The following is a 14081-nucleotide window of genomic DNA, read 5'->3' as shown; positions in this document are numbered from 1 at the left end:
TTATTTACCGCCGCATGCGCGAGCTGGACGCGTTACTACACGAACGTGAATCCCAGTTCCGCTCATTGCAGGCGGCACACGAAACGATCGTGGTCCGCAAGTCGACGTTGCGCGACCAGGCGTATCGAGACCGACTGACGGGCCTGCCGAATCACAACGCGCTCGCCGAGCGGCTGGAAGCGCTCGTCACACAACCCGACACCGGGGACGGTATCACCGCGATCATTTACTTCGGCATCGACAATTTCAAGCGCGTCAATGATCACTTCGGCCTCCCCACCGGCGACAAACTCTTGCAGGCCGCGTCCGAGCGATTGGCGGTGGTACTACGCGACGTAGATACGTTTATTGCCCGGCCCGGCGGCGACAAATTTGTCGTCATCCTCAGTGCGCTCAAACAGGCGACGGATGCCGAAGCGGTGACAGCGCGCGTGCTGGAAAGCTTGAACAAGCCCTTCGATCTGGGCGCGACGCGCGTCAATTCGGGCGCGAGCGCCGGCATCACCATCGTCGACGATGGTCAACAGGACGCCACAGAGCTGTTGCACGACGCCGAAAAGGCCATGTACGAAGCGAAAGGCATGGGTCGCGGCCGCTTCGTCGTCTTCGACCCGGATATCCGCGAACGACTCCGCCGCCGCGCACGGCTCGCCCGCGACCTGCCGCTGGCGGTGGCCCGTGAAGAATTAAGCCTGGCGTTCCAGCCGATTGTGTCGCTCTCCACCGGCGCCATGACCGGTGTCGAAGGACTGTTGCGCTGGAAACATGGAGAATTGGGACCGATCGGCCCCGGCGAATTCATTCCGCTCGCCGAGGAATCGGATCTGATCCTGGAAATCGGCGCCTGGGTGCTCGAACAAGGTTGTCGCCAATTGGCCGATTGGATCGCCCGTTTCCCGTCGAGCGCGCCTCAAGTGATGAGCTTGAATGTCTCGCGTAAGCAATTCAGTCAGCCGGACTTGAGCGAACAGATCGGCCGCGTGATTCGCGAACATGCCGTCCCGCCGGATCGCGTGCAAGTCGAAATTACCGAGGACGCCTATTTAGGCGATGCCCAGGCGGCGCTCCGCATTATGCGCGACATCAAGGCGCAAGGCGTGAAACTGGCCATTGACGACTTCGGCGCCGGCTCGTCGACGCTGGCCGCCGTGCAGCAATTCCCCATCGACACGCTGAAAGTCGATCGCTCGCTGGTCACCGACACCGCCAGTTCGGCGGACGCCGCGGCAATTCTCCATTCGCTCGCGGTGCTCGTTCGTAACCTGAACGTCAAGCTTGTTGCCGAGGGCATCGAAGACGTCGAGCAAGTCATTGCCCTCCAGGAACTCGGCTGCCAATACGGCCAAGGCTATCTCTTCGGCCGCCCCATGACGCCGGAAGCGATCGAAGAGACGTTCTTCGTCGGCTCGTCGATGGGACTCACCACCTCCGGCGCAAACGCCTTCGGCAACTCCTGGGAACATCGCCTCGCAGCCTTCCAACGTCTGGAACTGGAAGAAGCGACCCAAGGTCCGGACTGCGCTCGGTAACTTCCTCGCCGAAACACGGCGTTCGCGCGCCCTGGACGAACGAGTACATTCGACGCTTGCCGCTTGGACTGCATTTGTCGAAATCCGAGGACTTTGCGCGTGAAGATCCGCACCATCACGCTGTTCCTGCACCGAAAATTTGACGCCGCGGCCCTCGCCTGGGCTGGGACCGTATTGGCGCAAGCGTGTGCGCGCTTCGTCGACGCCGGTTACGAAGTGCAGACACGGCGGATCGCGCTGGCGCATTGGGACGTGGGCCTCGGGCGCAATAATGTCGCGGAACGCGATGCCGCGATGAAACTCATCGCCGAAGGCTGCGCCGCACACAAGATCGATATGTGCGGCATCGGCGCCGCCCGCGAGCCTGAGCAAATCGATCACCTCGCCGACATCCTCACACGCTATCCCGATTTCAACGGCGCGGCCGACGGAGCGAACGACGCCGGCACGCTCGACACTGCGGCGATCTTCGCCGCGGCGCGGGCCGTCAAATTCTTGCAAGCGAATACGCCGAGCGGACTCGGACCATTTCAATTCGCCTGCGGGTTTCATATTCGCCCAGAAACCCCCTTCTTTCCGGTCGCCCAACATCGCGGCGACGAGAGTTTCGCCATCGCCTTCGAAAACAGCGATCTCGTCGTCAAGGCCTTTGCGGGCGCGCCCAACTTGACCGTCGCCACGAACAACCTGCTGGAACTTTTTCAGCAGGAACACGGCGCGGCGATGCGCATCGCCGACGGCATTGCAGCGGAAATCGGCGTACGCTTCGCCGGAGCGGATCACTCGATCGCGCCGTCGCTCGAACCGCACGAAAGCCTCGCGTTGGCCTTCGAGTCCCTCGATGTGCGATTCGGACATCGTGGCACGACGGCCATCTGCGGCGCGATGACCGACGCCTTAGCGGCCGCGCCCGGTCCGCGCTGCGGTTACAACGGCCTGATGCTCGCGCTGCTGGAAGACGTCGGCCTCGCCGCCGCCGTTACGTGCGGCGATTGCACCATCGACACGTTGATGATCGGCTCCAGCGTCTGCGGCGTCGGCCTCGACACGGTTCCCGTCCCCGGCGACATCACCGTCGAGCAGCTCGCCGCGATCTACCGCGACGTCGGCACAATCGCGTGCAAATGGAAGAAACCGCTCTCGGTACGCCTCTTACCGGCCAACGGCAAACAAGCCGGTGAAATGACCGAGTTCCAATCGCCGCACCTCTGCAATTGCCGCGTCCTCGCGCTCTAGGGCGGCGGTTTCTCCTGGGGTTAACCACGGAGAGCACGGAGGACACGGAGGGAGGATTTAACCGCGAAACACACGAAAGGGGAGAGGGAGAATTGGGATTCCAATTTCACTCGATTTCATTTCGCGTAATTTCGCGTCTTTCGCGGTTAAATCCTCCGCCCAACTCTCTCCAACTTCGCGACTCAGCGCCTCTGCGGTTAAATTGGCTCCCCCCTCCGTGTCCTCCGTGCTCTCCGTGGTGAGTACCTGAAAGGACATCGCCGCTCACCAAGGCAAGTGATCGAGATCCACATTGCCGCCACTCAGAAACACGCCGATGCGTTGCGGGCGATTCGGCATTCCTCGAAACTCTTCGCTCAATACAGCCGCCAAGGCCACCGCGGAACTCGGCTCCACCATCAACTTGGCACGCTCCAAGAGCAAACGCATCGCGGCGAGAATCTCGTCCTCGCCAACGCAAATCACACGCTCGACGTGATCCCGCACGATCGGCCAGGTCAGCTCGCCCAGTCCCGCGCGCAGCCCGTCGGCCATGGTCGGCCCGTCGGTGGCCGCCTCGCACTTGCCGGATTGCTTGGATCGAAATGCGTCGTCGGCCTGTTGAGGCTCAGCGCCGATTACGCGAATGGCTGCGTTCAATCCATGCGTTGCGACGGAAACTCCAGAAATCAATCCGCCGCCGCCCACGGGAGCGATCACAGCCTCCAGGTCGCGCACTTCGTCGAGCAGTTCGAGCGCGGCGGTCCCTTGGCCAGCAATAATGTCGGGATGATCGCAAGGGGAAATCACCACTCCGCCCGTGCGTTCGGCTACTTCAGCCAACACACCTAGCCGCGATTGTGCCGTCCATTCGCACGGCACGACCGTCGCGCCGTAACCTTCAATCGCGCGGCGCTTGAATGCCGAGGCGGTCGATGGCATCACCACATACACTGGCGCGCCAATCAAGCGTCCCGCCGCGGCCAATGCCTGCCCGTGGTTGCCGGAGCTATGCGTCACCAGCCCGCGCCGACCGGCTTCCGCCCCAACTTTCAGCGCGGCGTTCGCCGCGCCGCGGAACTTGAAAGATCCGGTCTTCTGAAACATCTCGCATTTAAAGAACAACTCGCACCCGGCGAGCGCATCAAGATGCGCACAACGCTGCACGGGCGTGCGATGGATATGCGGAGCAATCCGCGCCGCCGCGGCGCGCACGTCGTCCAGAGCGACCGTGTCAGACATGGCGCGCAATTTTACTCCTGCACGTGCGATTCCAGGAACCACAGGTTCTTGTCGAGACCGCGCGACACGCCCGTGAACAAGTCCGCGGTATCCGCATCGCCGAACCCGGCAGCCGTGTCGATGGCGGCCCGCGTTGTCTTCGCTAGCGCGGCGAAGCGCGCAATCAACGCCTCCAGGTGCTGGCGTCCGTTCACCGCGCCCAGGTCATACTCGGGCAATCGCGACGCCGACGCCGCGATCCGCGTCGTGCCGAGCGCCACCCCGCCGAGCGCCGTTGCACGCTCGGCGATCTCGTCAATGTGCTCTTCCACTTCGTCCGCCAGCGAATCGAACAGCAAGTGCAGTTGATGGAACTGCAGGCCTTTCACGTTCCAATGGGCCTGCTTGATCTGGCTATAGAGATCAATCCCATCGGCCAGGTGCTGATTCAACAGCGCGATCGATTTCTCGCGAACATCCGCCGCAAGATCATTCGCTGTGGAAAAACCACTGCGTTTCGACATCCAAAGCCCTCCTGTCTCGAATACAATCCCAGCGACTCGCGCCGCAAGTCGCTGGATTATACCGCCCGACAAAGTGTCGCCGGCAAGAATGCCGCCCGAGCGACCGTCGCGCCCAGCTTCCAAAGAAGCTACCCGGCAAGGATTCGAACTATAGCAGAAAACACGCCGAAAATCGACAATAGCGGCGCGGGAATCGCAAATTCCGGCGCAGTTAACGCACGAGTCGACGACTCAGACCCTCGGTTGGCCGCGCTCGTGATCGCATGGCACCTACTGCCGGAGAAGATCAGAGAGCAAATCACTGAATTGGTAGGGGCGGCCTCGCGGTAAGAATCCCGGCGCGTTGTTTGGATGGTCACAGCCTCTCAATAAGTTGAAGGTCTTGACGTCCTGAAACTAGACGCGAGGATCGAACCCCTCGCAAATTCTTCGGAAAACGCGCCGAGCCATACGGGCGGCGGCACAGTCGGCGTATCGGGGGGTACCAGGGACGCCTGCTCGGCGGTGGTTGCGTGAGCTGGGCCGGGACTGCCTGAAGGCGCGGGAAAGCGAATCGCTCCCATCGCGAGACAGGCTAATTGGCGAGATCTGTGGAGATAGGCTCCGGCGCGTAATTGCCCGTCGGGACGCCAGATTTCCGAGCATTACTCGCGTTCGCCTCTACACACCTCTCCAGCCCGGTTGGTCTATCCGAGCAAAAAAAACGCCCGCGGTCAGTTGTGCGAAGCCCTAGAGAATCCAACGATCTCAGGAATTCGGACCAAATCCCTAGAAAACCTGTCCGGTTGTTGAGATGTTTCCTAGTACTAGTAGAGGTGAGGATAGCAAGCAAATGGCAAGTGATGCGTCGGATCAGTTGCTGGAACATTTTGCCAAGGGCGACTTGGCGTCGGCCCATCAACTTCTGGGGTCCTATCGCGAACGCTTGAAACATATGGTCAGTATCCACTTAGATCGACGGTTGGCTGCCCGGTTCGACCCTTCGGACGTCGTCCAGGAAGGTCTTGCCGAAGCGGCAAGGCGATTGCCCGACTACGTCGCGGAACGCCCTGTGGCCCTTTATCCTTGGCTGCGCCAACTCACCTGGGAAAAGCTGTTGCAGATGCGTCAACATCAACTGGCGGCCCGGAAACGCGACCCACGCCGAGAACAATCGCTTGCACTGACCGATGAATCCGCTATGCAACTCGCTGAACGGCTGGTTTCCACAGGAACAAGTCCGAGCGAGGGGCTGATCAAACGAGAACTAGGTCAGCGCGTGCGAGCTGCATTAGCTCAGCTCTCTGCAGGTGATCAGGAAATTCTCAGCATGAGGTATCTGGAGCAGTTGACAGTTGACGAAGCCACGGCGGTACTCGGGATTTCCACCGACACTTTCATGAAGCGTCATTGGCGGGCGATGCAACGCCTTCGGCCCTTTCTCGACGGCTAAAAAAAGAGCAGCCCATGGTAGACCCGGTAAATCAGACGTCGACAGACGTCGAACTCATGTACGCATTCGAGCAATTGACGAGTCGCGTCATCGCTGGCGAAGTCATCGACGCCCGTGTCCTGCGCGACGAGTTTCCTCATCAGGCCGACCAACTGGAATCGATGTTGCCGGCAATGCTCTCGCTCGCGATGTGCGGAATGGACCCTAAGGGAAGTGGAGGCAATGCCCATCACACCTCGCCCGGCCTGCTAGGTGACTACCGCATCCTCCGCGAAGTCGGCCGCGGCGGGATGGGCGTGGTGTACGAAGCCGAGCAGATTTCCCTTTCGCGGCGCGTGGCGCTCAAGATTCTGCCATTCGCGGCCGTGCTCGATCCTCGCCATTTGCAGCGGTTCAAGAACGAAGCCATGGCCGCAGCGCATCTGGATCATCCGAACATCGTCGAGGTCTACGGGATCGGTTGCGAACGGAGCATTCATTTCTATGCCATGCGATTCATCGACGGCGTGACCTTAGCGGACGTGGTCGAGGCGAAGCGGCAGAGCCAGGCCGGGCATGTCGAAGCCCAAAATCCGCATCTCGGCTCAAATCCAAATGACGAAGCTCGCACGGAAGTCTTTTCGCATTCCTCCGATGCGTCACTCAGCACTCCGCACGCATCACTTGCCACCGACACTTCGCCGATTCTCCAGGCCGCCCTTAGCACCGTTAACAGCATTACGCCCAAGGAGCGCTTTCGCCGCATCGCCGAAATCGGCATCCAGGCTGCCGAGGCGCACGATCATGCGCATCAGATGGGCATTGTGCATCGCGACATCAAGCCGTCGAACCTGATGATCGACGAGCGTGGCAAACTGTGGGTCACCGACTTCGGCCTCGCCCGCAACCAAGGCGACGCCAGCATGACGATGACCGGCGACCTGGTCGGCACGCTCCGCTACATGAGCCCGGAACAAGCCCTGGCCAAACGAATCACCGTCGACCACCGCACCGACATTTATTCGTTGGGCGTGACGCTTTACGAACTGCTAACCTTGCGCGCCGCGTTCCCCAGCAACGACCGCCAAGAAACGCTGCGCCAGATCGCGTTCGAGGAAGCGACTACGCCACGCAAGCTCGACAAGTCGATTCCCGAGGAGTTGGAAACGATCATCTTGAAGGCGATGGAAAAGAACCCGGACGATCGCTACGCGACAGCCCGCGAAGTGGCGGGTGACTTGCGACGGTGGTTGGAGCACATGCCGATTGTGGCACGAGTTCCCGGTATGTTCGTTAAGGCGAAGAAATGGACCCGGCGTCATAGTGCATTCACGACTTCGGCGATGTTGCTGCTGGCGATCTCGACTGTGCTGTTGGCCACTTCGGTCGTGCTGATCAACGCTGCCTATACCAAGGAATCAGCACAACGAGGTGTGGCCCGCAAGGAGGCAGACCTGGCCAAGCAGAACCTCGACTTGGCGGTGCAGGCCATCGATAAGATTGTCGCTCTCGGAAGCCGAGACTTAGCACTTACATCGGCGAGCGCCGAGTTGCGAAAGGGGATGCTGGCTGAGTCATTGAAAATGTGTCGAGTATTGCGCAATTCGTATCCCGATGACGCGCTTTTGGCGGTTAGGACCACCGTCATTTGCTACGAACTCGCCGGACTTGAGGACCGAACTCAGAACTCCCCAAAAGCGAAACAACTTGCCTTAGAGGCCGCGGAAACCACTCGTGACATGCTAACTCGTGTTCAAGGTGACCAAGAGCGCATTCTCGCGTTAATTCACGGCTTTCGTGAGACGCTTGATCGACCGGACGTATGGCTCAGCGGATATGCTGTACCGCTTTGTGTCGCAACACGCGATTTAATGAATCTGCTCCAGGCATTGCCTCCGACTCGCCTATCACTTTGTGCTGAACTACACTGCGATGCATTGCTTTCGAGCCGATATGATAAAGCCTCAGCGCGTCTTGAAGCGACGATTGCCCGGGTCAAGAATACTGAGGAATGGGGGAATGCCGATGTCGACTTGTTGCGGAATATGCGTGAAGCCCAAGGTGCGCTGGCGGATATCAGCTGGGGCGGCACCCAAGTACAACTCGAAAAAACAATGTCGGAATACGTCAGTGCCTCGCGCGAGACTTTAGCAAAGTCGAATAATCCGGTCGATGCGGACGTCCTCGTATTTGCCCTCACGCGACGAGGCGACGCCACGCCAGATGACGAACTTGCTCGAAAATACTATGAAGAGGGATTGGCCATTGGAAACCACTGGTTCGCGCTGCATCCAAAATACACGCTCCTGCTGCCGGGTATCGCGCTATGCCATCGATCACTAGCCGGGCATGATCGAGACCTAGGAAAGTTGGATCTGGCGGAAGCTGAGGCACATGCGCAGGCGGCCGCCAAGATTTATCGCGAGAGATTGGATCGGTTACGATCCAAGGCAAGGTTTGAATATCACTATGCGGCGAATGCTTTTGAACTGCTTGCAGAGATCGTGGAACTGCGCGGCCGCCGAACTGATGTACGACGCCTCTACCAGGATGAATGTGACTTCTGGCGTCGGCTCGCGGACACCTCCTCACCACCCGACGAGGTGGCGCGAGCGACATTGATTGAAGCCGAGCAGAGCTGGGGTGCATTCGAAGTAGTTAGCGGTGAATCAGCGATTGCTCGACAGGCATTTGCGCGGGCCGAAGCAGAACTTCGACTGTTAGTTGCGGCGGCTCCGGCCGTCCAGCAGGACGAACTCAACGAGTATCTTGCAGAATTCCTTGCAGTCACACCTCTTCAAGACTTAGCCAAGCTGGATGAGGCGGAAAATATCATGGCAGGGCTTCCGCAGTCAGGAGACTTTAAACGAGTCTTTACCTCATTGAATAGGGATTCCAAGGAGGAAAGTGACAGAGTCCGTTCCCTCATTCAATTACGACGTGGCAATCCCCTGCCTGCCATCGAAGCTTATCGGCGACTCGACAAGCCCCACATGTATTTGGCAATCGCCGAAGCAAAAGCTGGTCATAAAGAAGCTGCGAGAATCGCATGTCAAGCCGCGCTCGCTGATCCTCAGTTTTACTGGGCAAGCCGTTGGGAGCTTCGCGAGTTCGAGTGTCAATTCCGCGAGTTCGCCGCGCTGATCGAGTTGTCTACATACGAGCTGCTTGATGTTAGAGACAGTTCGAGCGTTTCACCGAATGGGGACGCGCCGCGATTGATTTCTTGGCTCCGTCGGAAGACCACGCCAGTCCCACCATAAGCAGTTCTCGCACGATTGCGTCCTTGTCATTTGCTTGCCAACCGACGGTCGCACTGCGCGCTTTACCCCGAACTTTCCAACCACCAGTCATTGAGGATCCCAATGTTGTCGTTCAAAAAGCACGTAATGCGACGCGAGTGTCGCGCACGTTCCATGCGCCGGACATTCCGCCTTGAGTCCCTGGAACGCCGAGAACTTTTTTCCATCGACTCAGGTTGGGGCTTCGGCCTCGGCTCGGCAGGTTCGGACTTGGGATTTGGCGTTCACGTTGACACGGCTGGCGGCAGTTACGCCACTGGCCGCTTTGACACCGCCGGCTTCGACGCCGACCCCGGGGCGGGCGTCACGGCACTGACGCCAGCGGGTGGCGGCGATGGCTTCTTGGCGAAGTACGCCGCGAATCGCTCGCTGGAATGGGCGGTTGGTTTTGGCGGCGCGGCGCAAGATCGCGCCTGGCAGGTCACGACCGACGCGGTGCAGAATGTGTATCTGACGGGCGTCTTCGAGAGCGCGAGCGTCCAACTGGGCAGCACAACGCTCGTGAATCAAACCGCCGCGGGAACGGGAATTCAGCCGTTCGTGGCCAAGCTCAACAGCGCTGGTGGTGTACTTTGGGCCAAGAACGTTTTCGCGGGTGGCAACGGCTCCGACTATTCGTTCCAGGCCGACGTCGACGCCACGGGCAATATCTTCCTGCCCGGCAGGTTTGACGAAAGCGTCGATTTCGACCCCACGGCCGTCGGTGGAGAGCGCATTAGCGCTGGCGGCAGCGACGCGTACATCGTGAAGCTCAACAGCGCCGGCCAGTTTCAATGGGCCGAAACGTTCGGCGGCCAGGACGTGGACACGAGTTGGGAACTGGAATTGGACGCGGCAGGGAACATCTACACCTCGGGCACCTACCGCGACACGGCGCACTTCCCAGACATGGCGGACAACACGCCGGTGTCGCTGACCAGCGACAGCCTGACCGGCCGCGGCAATGGGTTTCTCTTAAAGCTCGACGGCAGCGGCAACACGGTCTGGATTGTTGATGCGAGCAGCGACGATAGCGTGACCCATAAGCATCTGGAGCTGGACGCAACGGGCAACCTGTATACGTCCGGTGTGCTGCGAGGCAACGCTCAGTTCCCGGGCGGCGTCACGCTGAGCACGAACGGCCAATTCGATATGTTCGCCTCGAAATGGACTACCGATGGAGATTTCACTTGGGTCAGCCAGTTCACTGGCAGCGGCGACAATCCAACGGATCTTAATGACGTTACATCGCTCGCACTCGACGGCGTTGGCAACGCCTACCTGGGTGGACAATTCGCGGGAACCATGGACTTCGATCCAGGGGCAGGCAGCGCTTCATTCACCGCCACGGCCACTGACGGTTACGTGGCAAAGCTCGATGCTTCCGGATCGCTGGCATGGGTTAAGCCAGTGACAGGCGCAGACAATCAAAACATCCGCACCGTTGACGCGATGCCAGACGGCACGGTCCATGCAGTTGGATGGTTCCGCAACGCGGCGAATTTGCCGACCGGTGAAACGTTAACCAATGCGAACACCTACGATGCGATGGTGTTCAAAATCGCCCCGTCCGCCCCAAGCAAGTTCTATGTCGTCGATGGCGCTGCCAAGACCCATGAGTATGATGCGGCTGGGAACCGTGAGGACTTCTATGCACTCAATTCCGGCAACACCGCGCCACGTGGAGCGGCATCGACCGTCGCCGGCGATAAGGTCTGGGTCGTGGACGCCAATAAGAAGGTCTACGTCTACAACAACGCTGGCGGGTTGCTTGGTTCGTGGACGGCGAGCGGACTTTCCACGCCGCAAGGCGTCACGACCAATGGGACCGATATCTGGATCGTCGACGGTTCCACGGACAAGGTCTACAAATACACCGGCGCGGCCTCGCGATTGTCCGGCAGCCAAAATGCGGCGAGTAATTTCAAGCTCAACAACCAAAACGGCAACGCGACAGACCTGGTGACTGACGGTGCGAGCATTTGGACTGTCAACAGCGCCGCGACCGACAAGGTGTTCAAGTACAACATGACCGGCACGCTGCAAGGCAGTTGGACGATCGACAGCCGCAACACCAGCCCGACCGGCATCACGCTCGACCCGGCCAGCCCAAGCACGTTGTGGGTCGTCGATAACGCCACGGACCAAGTCTTCGCCTACGCGGACGCAACGTCACGCACGTCCGGCAGCCAAGCGGCGTCAATCGCGGTGAACCTCGGCCAGGGAAATAGCGACCCGCAAGGCATCGCCGATCCGCCAGCGATTGTGGACGATGCGATTCTTGAACTGGCCCGTGAATTGGCGGATTCGCGAGGCGCACTCGTGCAGCATCCGGCTACCGAGCGGTCGGCCAGCAATGCGTTGAAGCTGGCCGCCGATCACGTCTTCGACTCGCTGTTTGGGTTGCCAGAAATGGCCACGCCTAAACGCGCTCGACGGATGGCAAGTCGTTCCTAGTCCGCTCATTGCCAGTAAGCCGCTGGTCTGGATAACGCCCAGGCCAGCGGCCGGCCATGGCAGTCTACGTCCGGTCACAGGGATATAATTCGGCACAGCACTCCCACGCGAGGCGTCGCCGAAATGCTCACGGAAGAATTTACCGAGACGACCACCCGGCAGTGCCGCAACTGCGGCTATCAGTTGCCGCTCGACGCCCAGCACTTCCACCGCCACAGCGGCCACCGCGACGGCTTCCGCGAGGTTTGCAAGGAATGCCGCCAACAACTCCGCAAAGACGGCCGTCAGGAAGCGTATGGCAGGGCCGAAAAGACGCTACTCTTGAAGCTAGCCCAGCAGATCCGCGCGGGTCGTGACTGTCCGGAGCACGGAAGGCTCTTGTATTGCTTGAACCAATACTTTGGCGGCGCACCGGGCATTGCCCAGGCGATGGCGGCGCAGTATCACGCCGCGTCGACAAGTTCCCGGACCAAGGTCTCCATGCTGTGCACGATGTACGCACTGACCATCGCCAACGATCGACGGCGGGAGGAAGTAGCTCGCCAGCAGGAGGAGAGACTCAACCGGATGTCCCCCGAGCAGCTGGACGAGAACCTTTGGGATCTGACCCAGAAACTGGTGGGCAAGTTGGGCTATGAGATTGTGCCGAAGAAGCGGAGGCAGTGACATGCATCTCCGTCGCCGGAGTCCGTCTGGCGCGGTTGCACTCATAGCCCCGTTCAATCGCAACCTTCACCCGTTGCGGCACTTAGCAGCTACTCAATCGCCCTAACGCCCCTAGGTTCGCCCCGGTAGCGCGAACTAGAAGCGGAACGCATGCGAGGTTGGATCGCGAGTGATCCGCAGTAGTCCAGTTGTGGCGTTAGTGCAGCCAGCGATAGAGCACGACAAACAGCGGCCAGCCGATGACCAGCCCCCAGAACGTGGTCGTGACGACATAGTCGGCGAGTGTTGGCGGTGCCCCGGGCGTGATCACTTTGGGTTTCGGCGACATGGTCGATTAGCCCCTGCTTGCGTCGAGAATGGAATAGATCGTGGGGCGCGAGAGCCCGGTGGCGCGTGCGATCACTGCCACGCCACAGCCTTCCGCCTTGAGTCGCCGTACGGCCTCCAGTTGCTCGTCGGTGACGCTGATCCGGCGTCCAGACTTTGATCCCCCCCAACGCTTTCCAGCCGTTCTCGCGGCAGCCTGGCCTGCTAAGACGCGTTCGGCGCGCAGTTCTAGTTCAAACGCGGCGACACTCGCCAGCAAGTTGGCTAGCAGTCGACCGGAAGCAGTACTCAAGTCGAAGCCATCTTTCAGTGAGACGAGCCCCACTCGCCTGGTCACCAGTTTTTCGAATAGTGCGGTGAGACCACTGGCAGTGCGTCCTAGGCGATCGAGTCGCCAGACGACGACTTGCGAGACGTTGCCGCCATTCAGTTCCGCTTCCAGTTTCTTCCAGCCGGGTCGATCCATCGACTTGCCGGAGGCGGTGTCGCGATACCAGCGGACTTCACTACCGTTGGCAAAGGCGTCGAGCCAGCGTTTCAAGTCCGGCTCTTGGCTACGAGTATCCTGCTTGCGCGTGCTGACGCGGAGGTAAACACCAATGTGCGACATGCTGCAATGTCCTGCGAAGTGTAAGCGGTGAACTACAGTCGAGCCTTGACAGTTTTTCCGCGCCGTAAGTCGTGAAATGACGGGCGCATTAGTGGCGAATCGCCAGGAGGATTGACCCTTTACACTTTTTGCACGGGCTGCGCCGCCCCCGAGTGAGCGGCGCGCCGGTGGGCCGGGCTACTCGGCTTCGTCGTTGGCCGCATGGCTGAGGATCAAGTCGGCCGCGCGTTGCGCCTGGGCGGCTGCGAACACCACCACTCGGCTGTCGGCCTTGAGACGTTGCCGCCAGGCGTCGATATAGGCGGCAGAGTTGTCGAGCGTGGCTTGCTCCAGGCCGCAGTGCCCCATCAAGAAGGCGGCCCCCATCTCGGCGACCAGTTCCTCCTGGCTGTAGCTCGTGCTGCCGAAGTGGATGTCGTCCGTAATGCCCTTGCGCGCCAGGCGCTCGCGGTGACCGGTGGAGTGGGTCAGCTCGTGGAACAACGTGTTGTAGTATTCCTCAGGGCTCGTGAACTGCTCGGGCGTCGGCATGCCGACTAGATCGGCGCTGGGGCGATACCAGGCTCCCGGGTAGCCATGTTCGAGCCGGGGGCCTTGTGGATAGCCGTGAACCACGACTTCGGCGCGTTCGATCGGCGTAAAGGGGTGCGTGACCGTTTCCACGGTGGGGATGCGATCGGCCGGCAGGTCGTCACATTGGGCGACGTTGAACACCGTGTAGTAGCGCAGGAGCGGCGCAGAGCGCGCCGGTTTGCCTTCTTCGGTGGTCTCGGTGTCGTCCGCTGCCCGCCATTTCCAAAACACCACCGGAAAACCTTTTTCCCCTTTCCGGATGTGGCC

General features: G+C 60.2%; 11 protein-coding genes. 6 read left to right on the top strand and 5 right to left on the bottom strand.

The window, feature by feature from the left end; genetic code table 11:
* Both SGJ19_28645 and SGJ19_28640 read left to right on the top strand, forming a co-directional pair.
* On the top strand, positions 1–1529 hold a 1529-nt coding region (locus SGJ19_28645; GenBank protein MDZ4784236.1), incomplete at its 5' end, for a bifunctional diguanylate cyclase/phosphodiesterase.
* Positions 1530–1628: 99 nt separating this feature from the next.
* Positions 1629–2765 (top strand): DUF711 family protein, encoded by a 1137-nt coding sequence (locus SGJ19_28640; GenBank protein MDZ4784235.1) that lies wholly within the window; start codon positions 1629–1631, stop codon positions 2763–2765.
* A gap of 264 nt (positions 2766–3029) precedes the next feature.
* Here the strand turns inward: SGJ19_28640 and SGJ19_28635 are convergent, their stop codons facing one another.
* Together SGJ19_28635 and dps are read right to left on the bottom strand one after the other, a co-directional pair.
* Entirely contained in the window at positions 3030–3986 is a 957-nt protein-coding gene (locus tag SGJ19_28635) for a pyridoxal-phosphate dependent enzyme (GenBank protein MDZ4784234.1), read from the bottom strand.
* 11 nt (positions 3987–3997) lie between these two features.
* Complete coding sequence (gene dps / locus SGJ19_28630) at positions 3998–4489, bottom strand: DNA starvation/stationary phase protection protein Dps (protein MDZ4784233.1); 492 nt, start codon at positions 4487–4489, stop codon at positions 3998–4000.
* Positions 4490–5321: 832 nt separating this feature from the next.
* Between dps and SGJ19_28625 the strand changes: the two genes are divergently transcribed.
* The 4 genes from SGJ19_28625 to SGJ19_28610 all read left to right on the top strand — a co-directional run bounded on the left by SGJ19_28625 (position 5322) and on the right by SGJ19_28610 (position 12304).
* Positions 5322–5921: a sigma-70 family RNA polymerase sigma factor gene (locus tag SGJ19_28625; GenBank protein MDZ4784232.1), complete on the top strand. Its 600-nt coding sequence runs from the start codon at positions 5322–5324 to the stop codon at positions 5919–5921.
* Positions 5879–9163 (top strand): serine/threonine-protein kinase, encoded by a 3285-nt coding sequence (locus SGJ19_28620; GenBank protein MDZ4784231.1) that lies wholly within the window; start codon positions 5879–5881, stop codon positions 9161–9163. Before SGJ19_28625 ends, SGJ19_28620 begins: the two co-directional genes overlap by 43 nt.
* A 153-nt stretch (positions 9164–9316) precedes the next feature.
* On the top strand, positions 9317–11638 hold the full coding sequence (locus tag SGJ19_28615) for a hypothetical protein (protein ID MDZ4784230.1): 2322 nt from the start codon (positions 9317–9319) through the stop codon (positions 11636–11638).
* Positions 11639–11761: 123 nt separating this feature from the next.
* The gene (locus tag SGJ19_28610) at positions 11762–12304 is read left to right on the top strand and encodes a hypothetical protein (protein MDZ4784229.1); all 543 of its coding nucleotides are present in this window, start codon (positions 11762–11764) and stop codon (positions 12302–12304) included.
* A gap of 196 nt (positions 12305–12500) precedes the next feature.
* Here the strand turns inward: SGJ19_28610 and SGJ19_28605 are convergent, their stop codons facing one another.
* From SGJ19_28605 to SGJ19_28595, 3 genes are all read right to left on the bottom strand, one after another.
* On the bottom strand, positions 12501–12632 hold the full coding sequence (locus tag SGJ19_28605; GenBank protein MDZ4784228.1) for a hypothetical protein: 132 nt from the start codon (positions 12630–12632) through the stop codon (positions 12501–12503).
* A 6-nt stretch (positions 12633–12638) separates the two neighbouring features.
* On the bottom strand, positions 12639–13241 hold the full coding sequence (locus SGJ19_28600; protein ID MDZ4784227.1) for a recombinase family protein: 603 nt from the start codon (positions 13239–13241) through the stop codon (positions 12639–12641).
* Between the two features lie 177 nt (positions 13242–13418).
* On the bottom strand, positions 13419–14081 hold a 663-nt coding region (locus SGJ19_28595), incomplete at its 5' end, for a zincin-like metallopeptidase domain-containing protein (GenBank protein ID MDZ4784226.1).

It is taken from the genome of Planctomycetia bacterium (genome assembly GCA_034440135.1).
Classification (GTDB): Bacteria; Planctomycetota; Planctomycetia; order Pirellulales; family JALHLM01; genus JALHLM01.
The sequence above is the reverse complement of the archived record's forward strand: the minus strand, read 5'-3'. Positions and strand labels throughout refer to the sequence as shown.

Bases quoted from the DNA above. Each gene is read 5' to 3' on its own strand.
- SGJ19_28635 (MDZ4784234.1), bottom strand. From the start codon at position 3,986: ATGTCTGACACGGTCGCTCTGGACGACGTGCGCGCCGCGGCGGCGCGG.
- SGJ19_28615 (MDZ4784230.1), top strand. From the start codon at position 9,317: ATGCGCCGGACATTCCGCCTTGAGTCCCTGGAACGCCGAGAACTTTTT.
- dps (MDZ4784233.1), bottom strand. From the start codon at position 4,489: ATGTCGAAACGCAGTGGTTTTTCCACAGCGAATGATCTTGCGGCGGAT.
- SGJ19_28600 (MDZ4784227.1), bottom strand. From the start codon at position 13,241: ATGTCGCACATTGGTGTTTACCTCCGCGTCAGCACGCGCAAGCAGGAT.
- SGJ19_28610 (MDZ4784229.1), top strand. From the start codon at position 11,762: ATGCTCACGGAAGAATTTACCGAGACGACCACCCGGCAGTGCCGCAAC.
- SGJ19_28605 (MDZ4784228.1), bottom strand. From the start codon at position 12,632: ATGTCGCCGAAACCCAAAGTGATCACGCCCGGGGCACCGCCAACACTC.
- SGJ19_28625 (MDZ4784232.1), top strand. From the start codon at position 5,322: ATGGCAAGTGATGCGTCGGATCAGTTGCTGGAACATTTTGCCAAGGGC.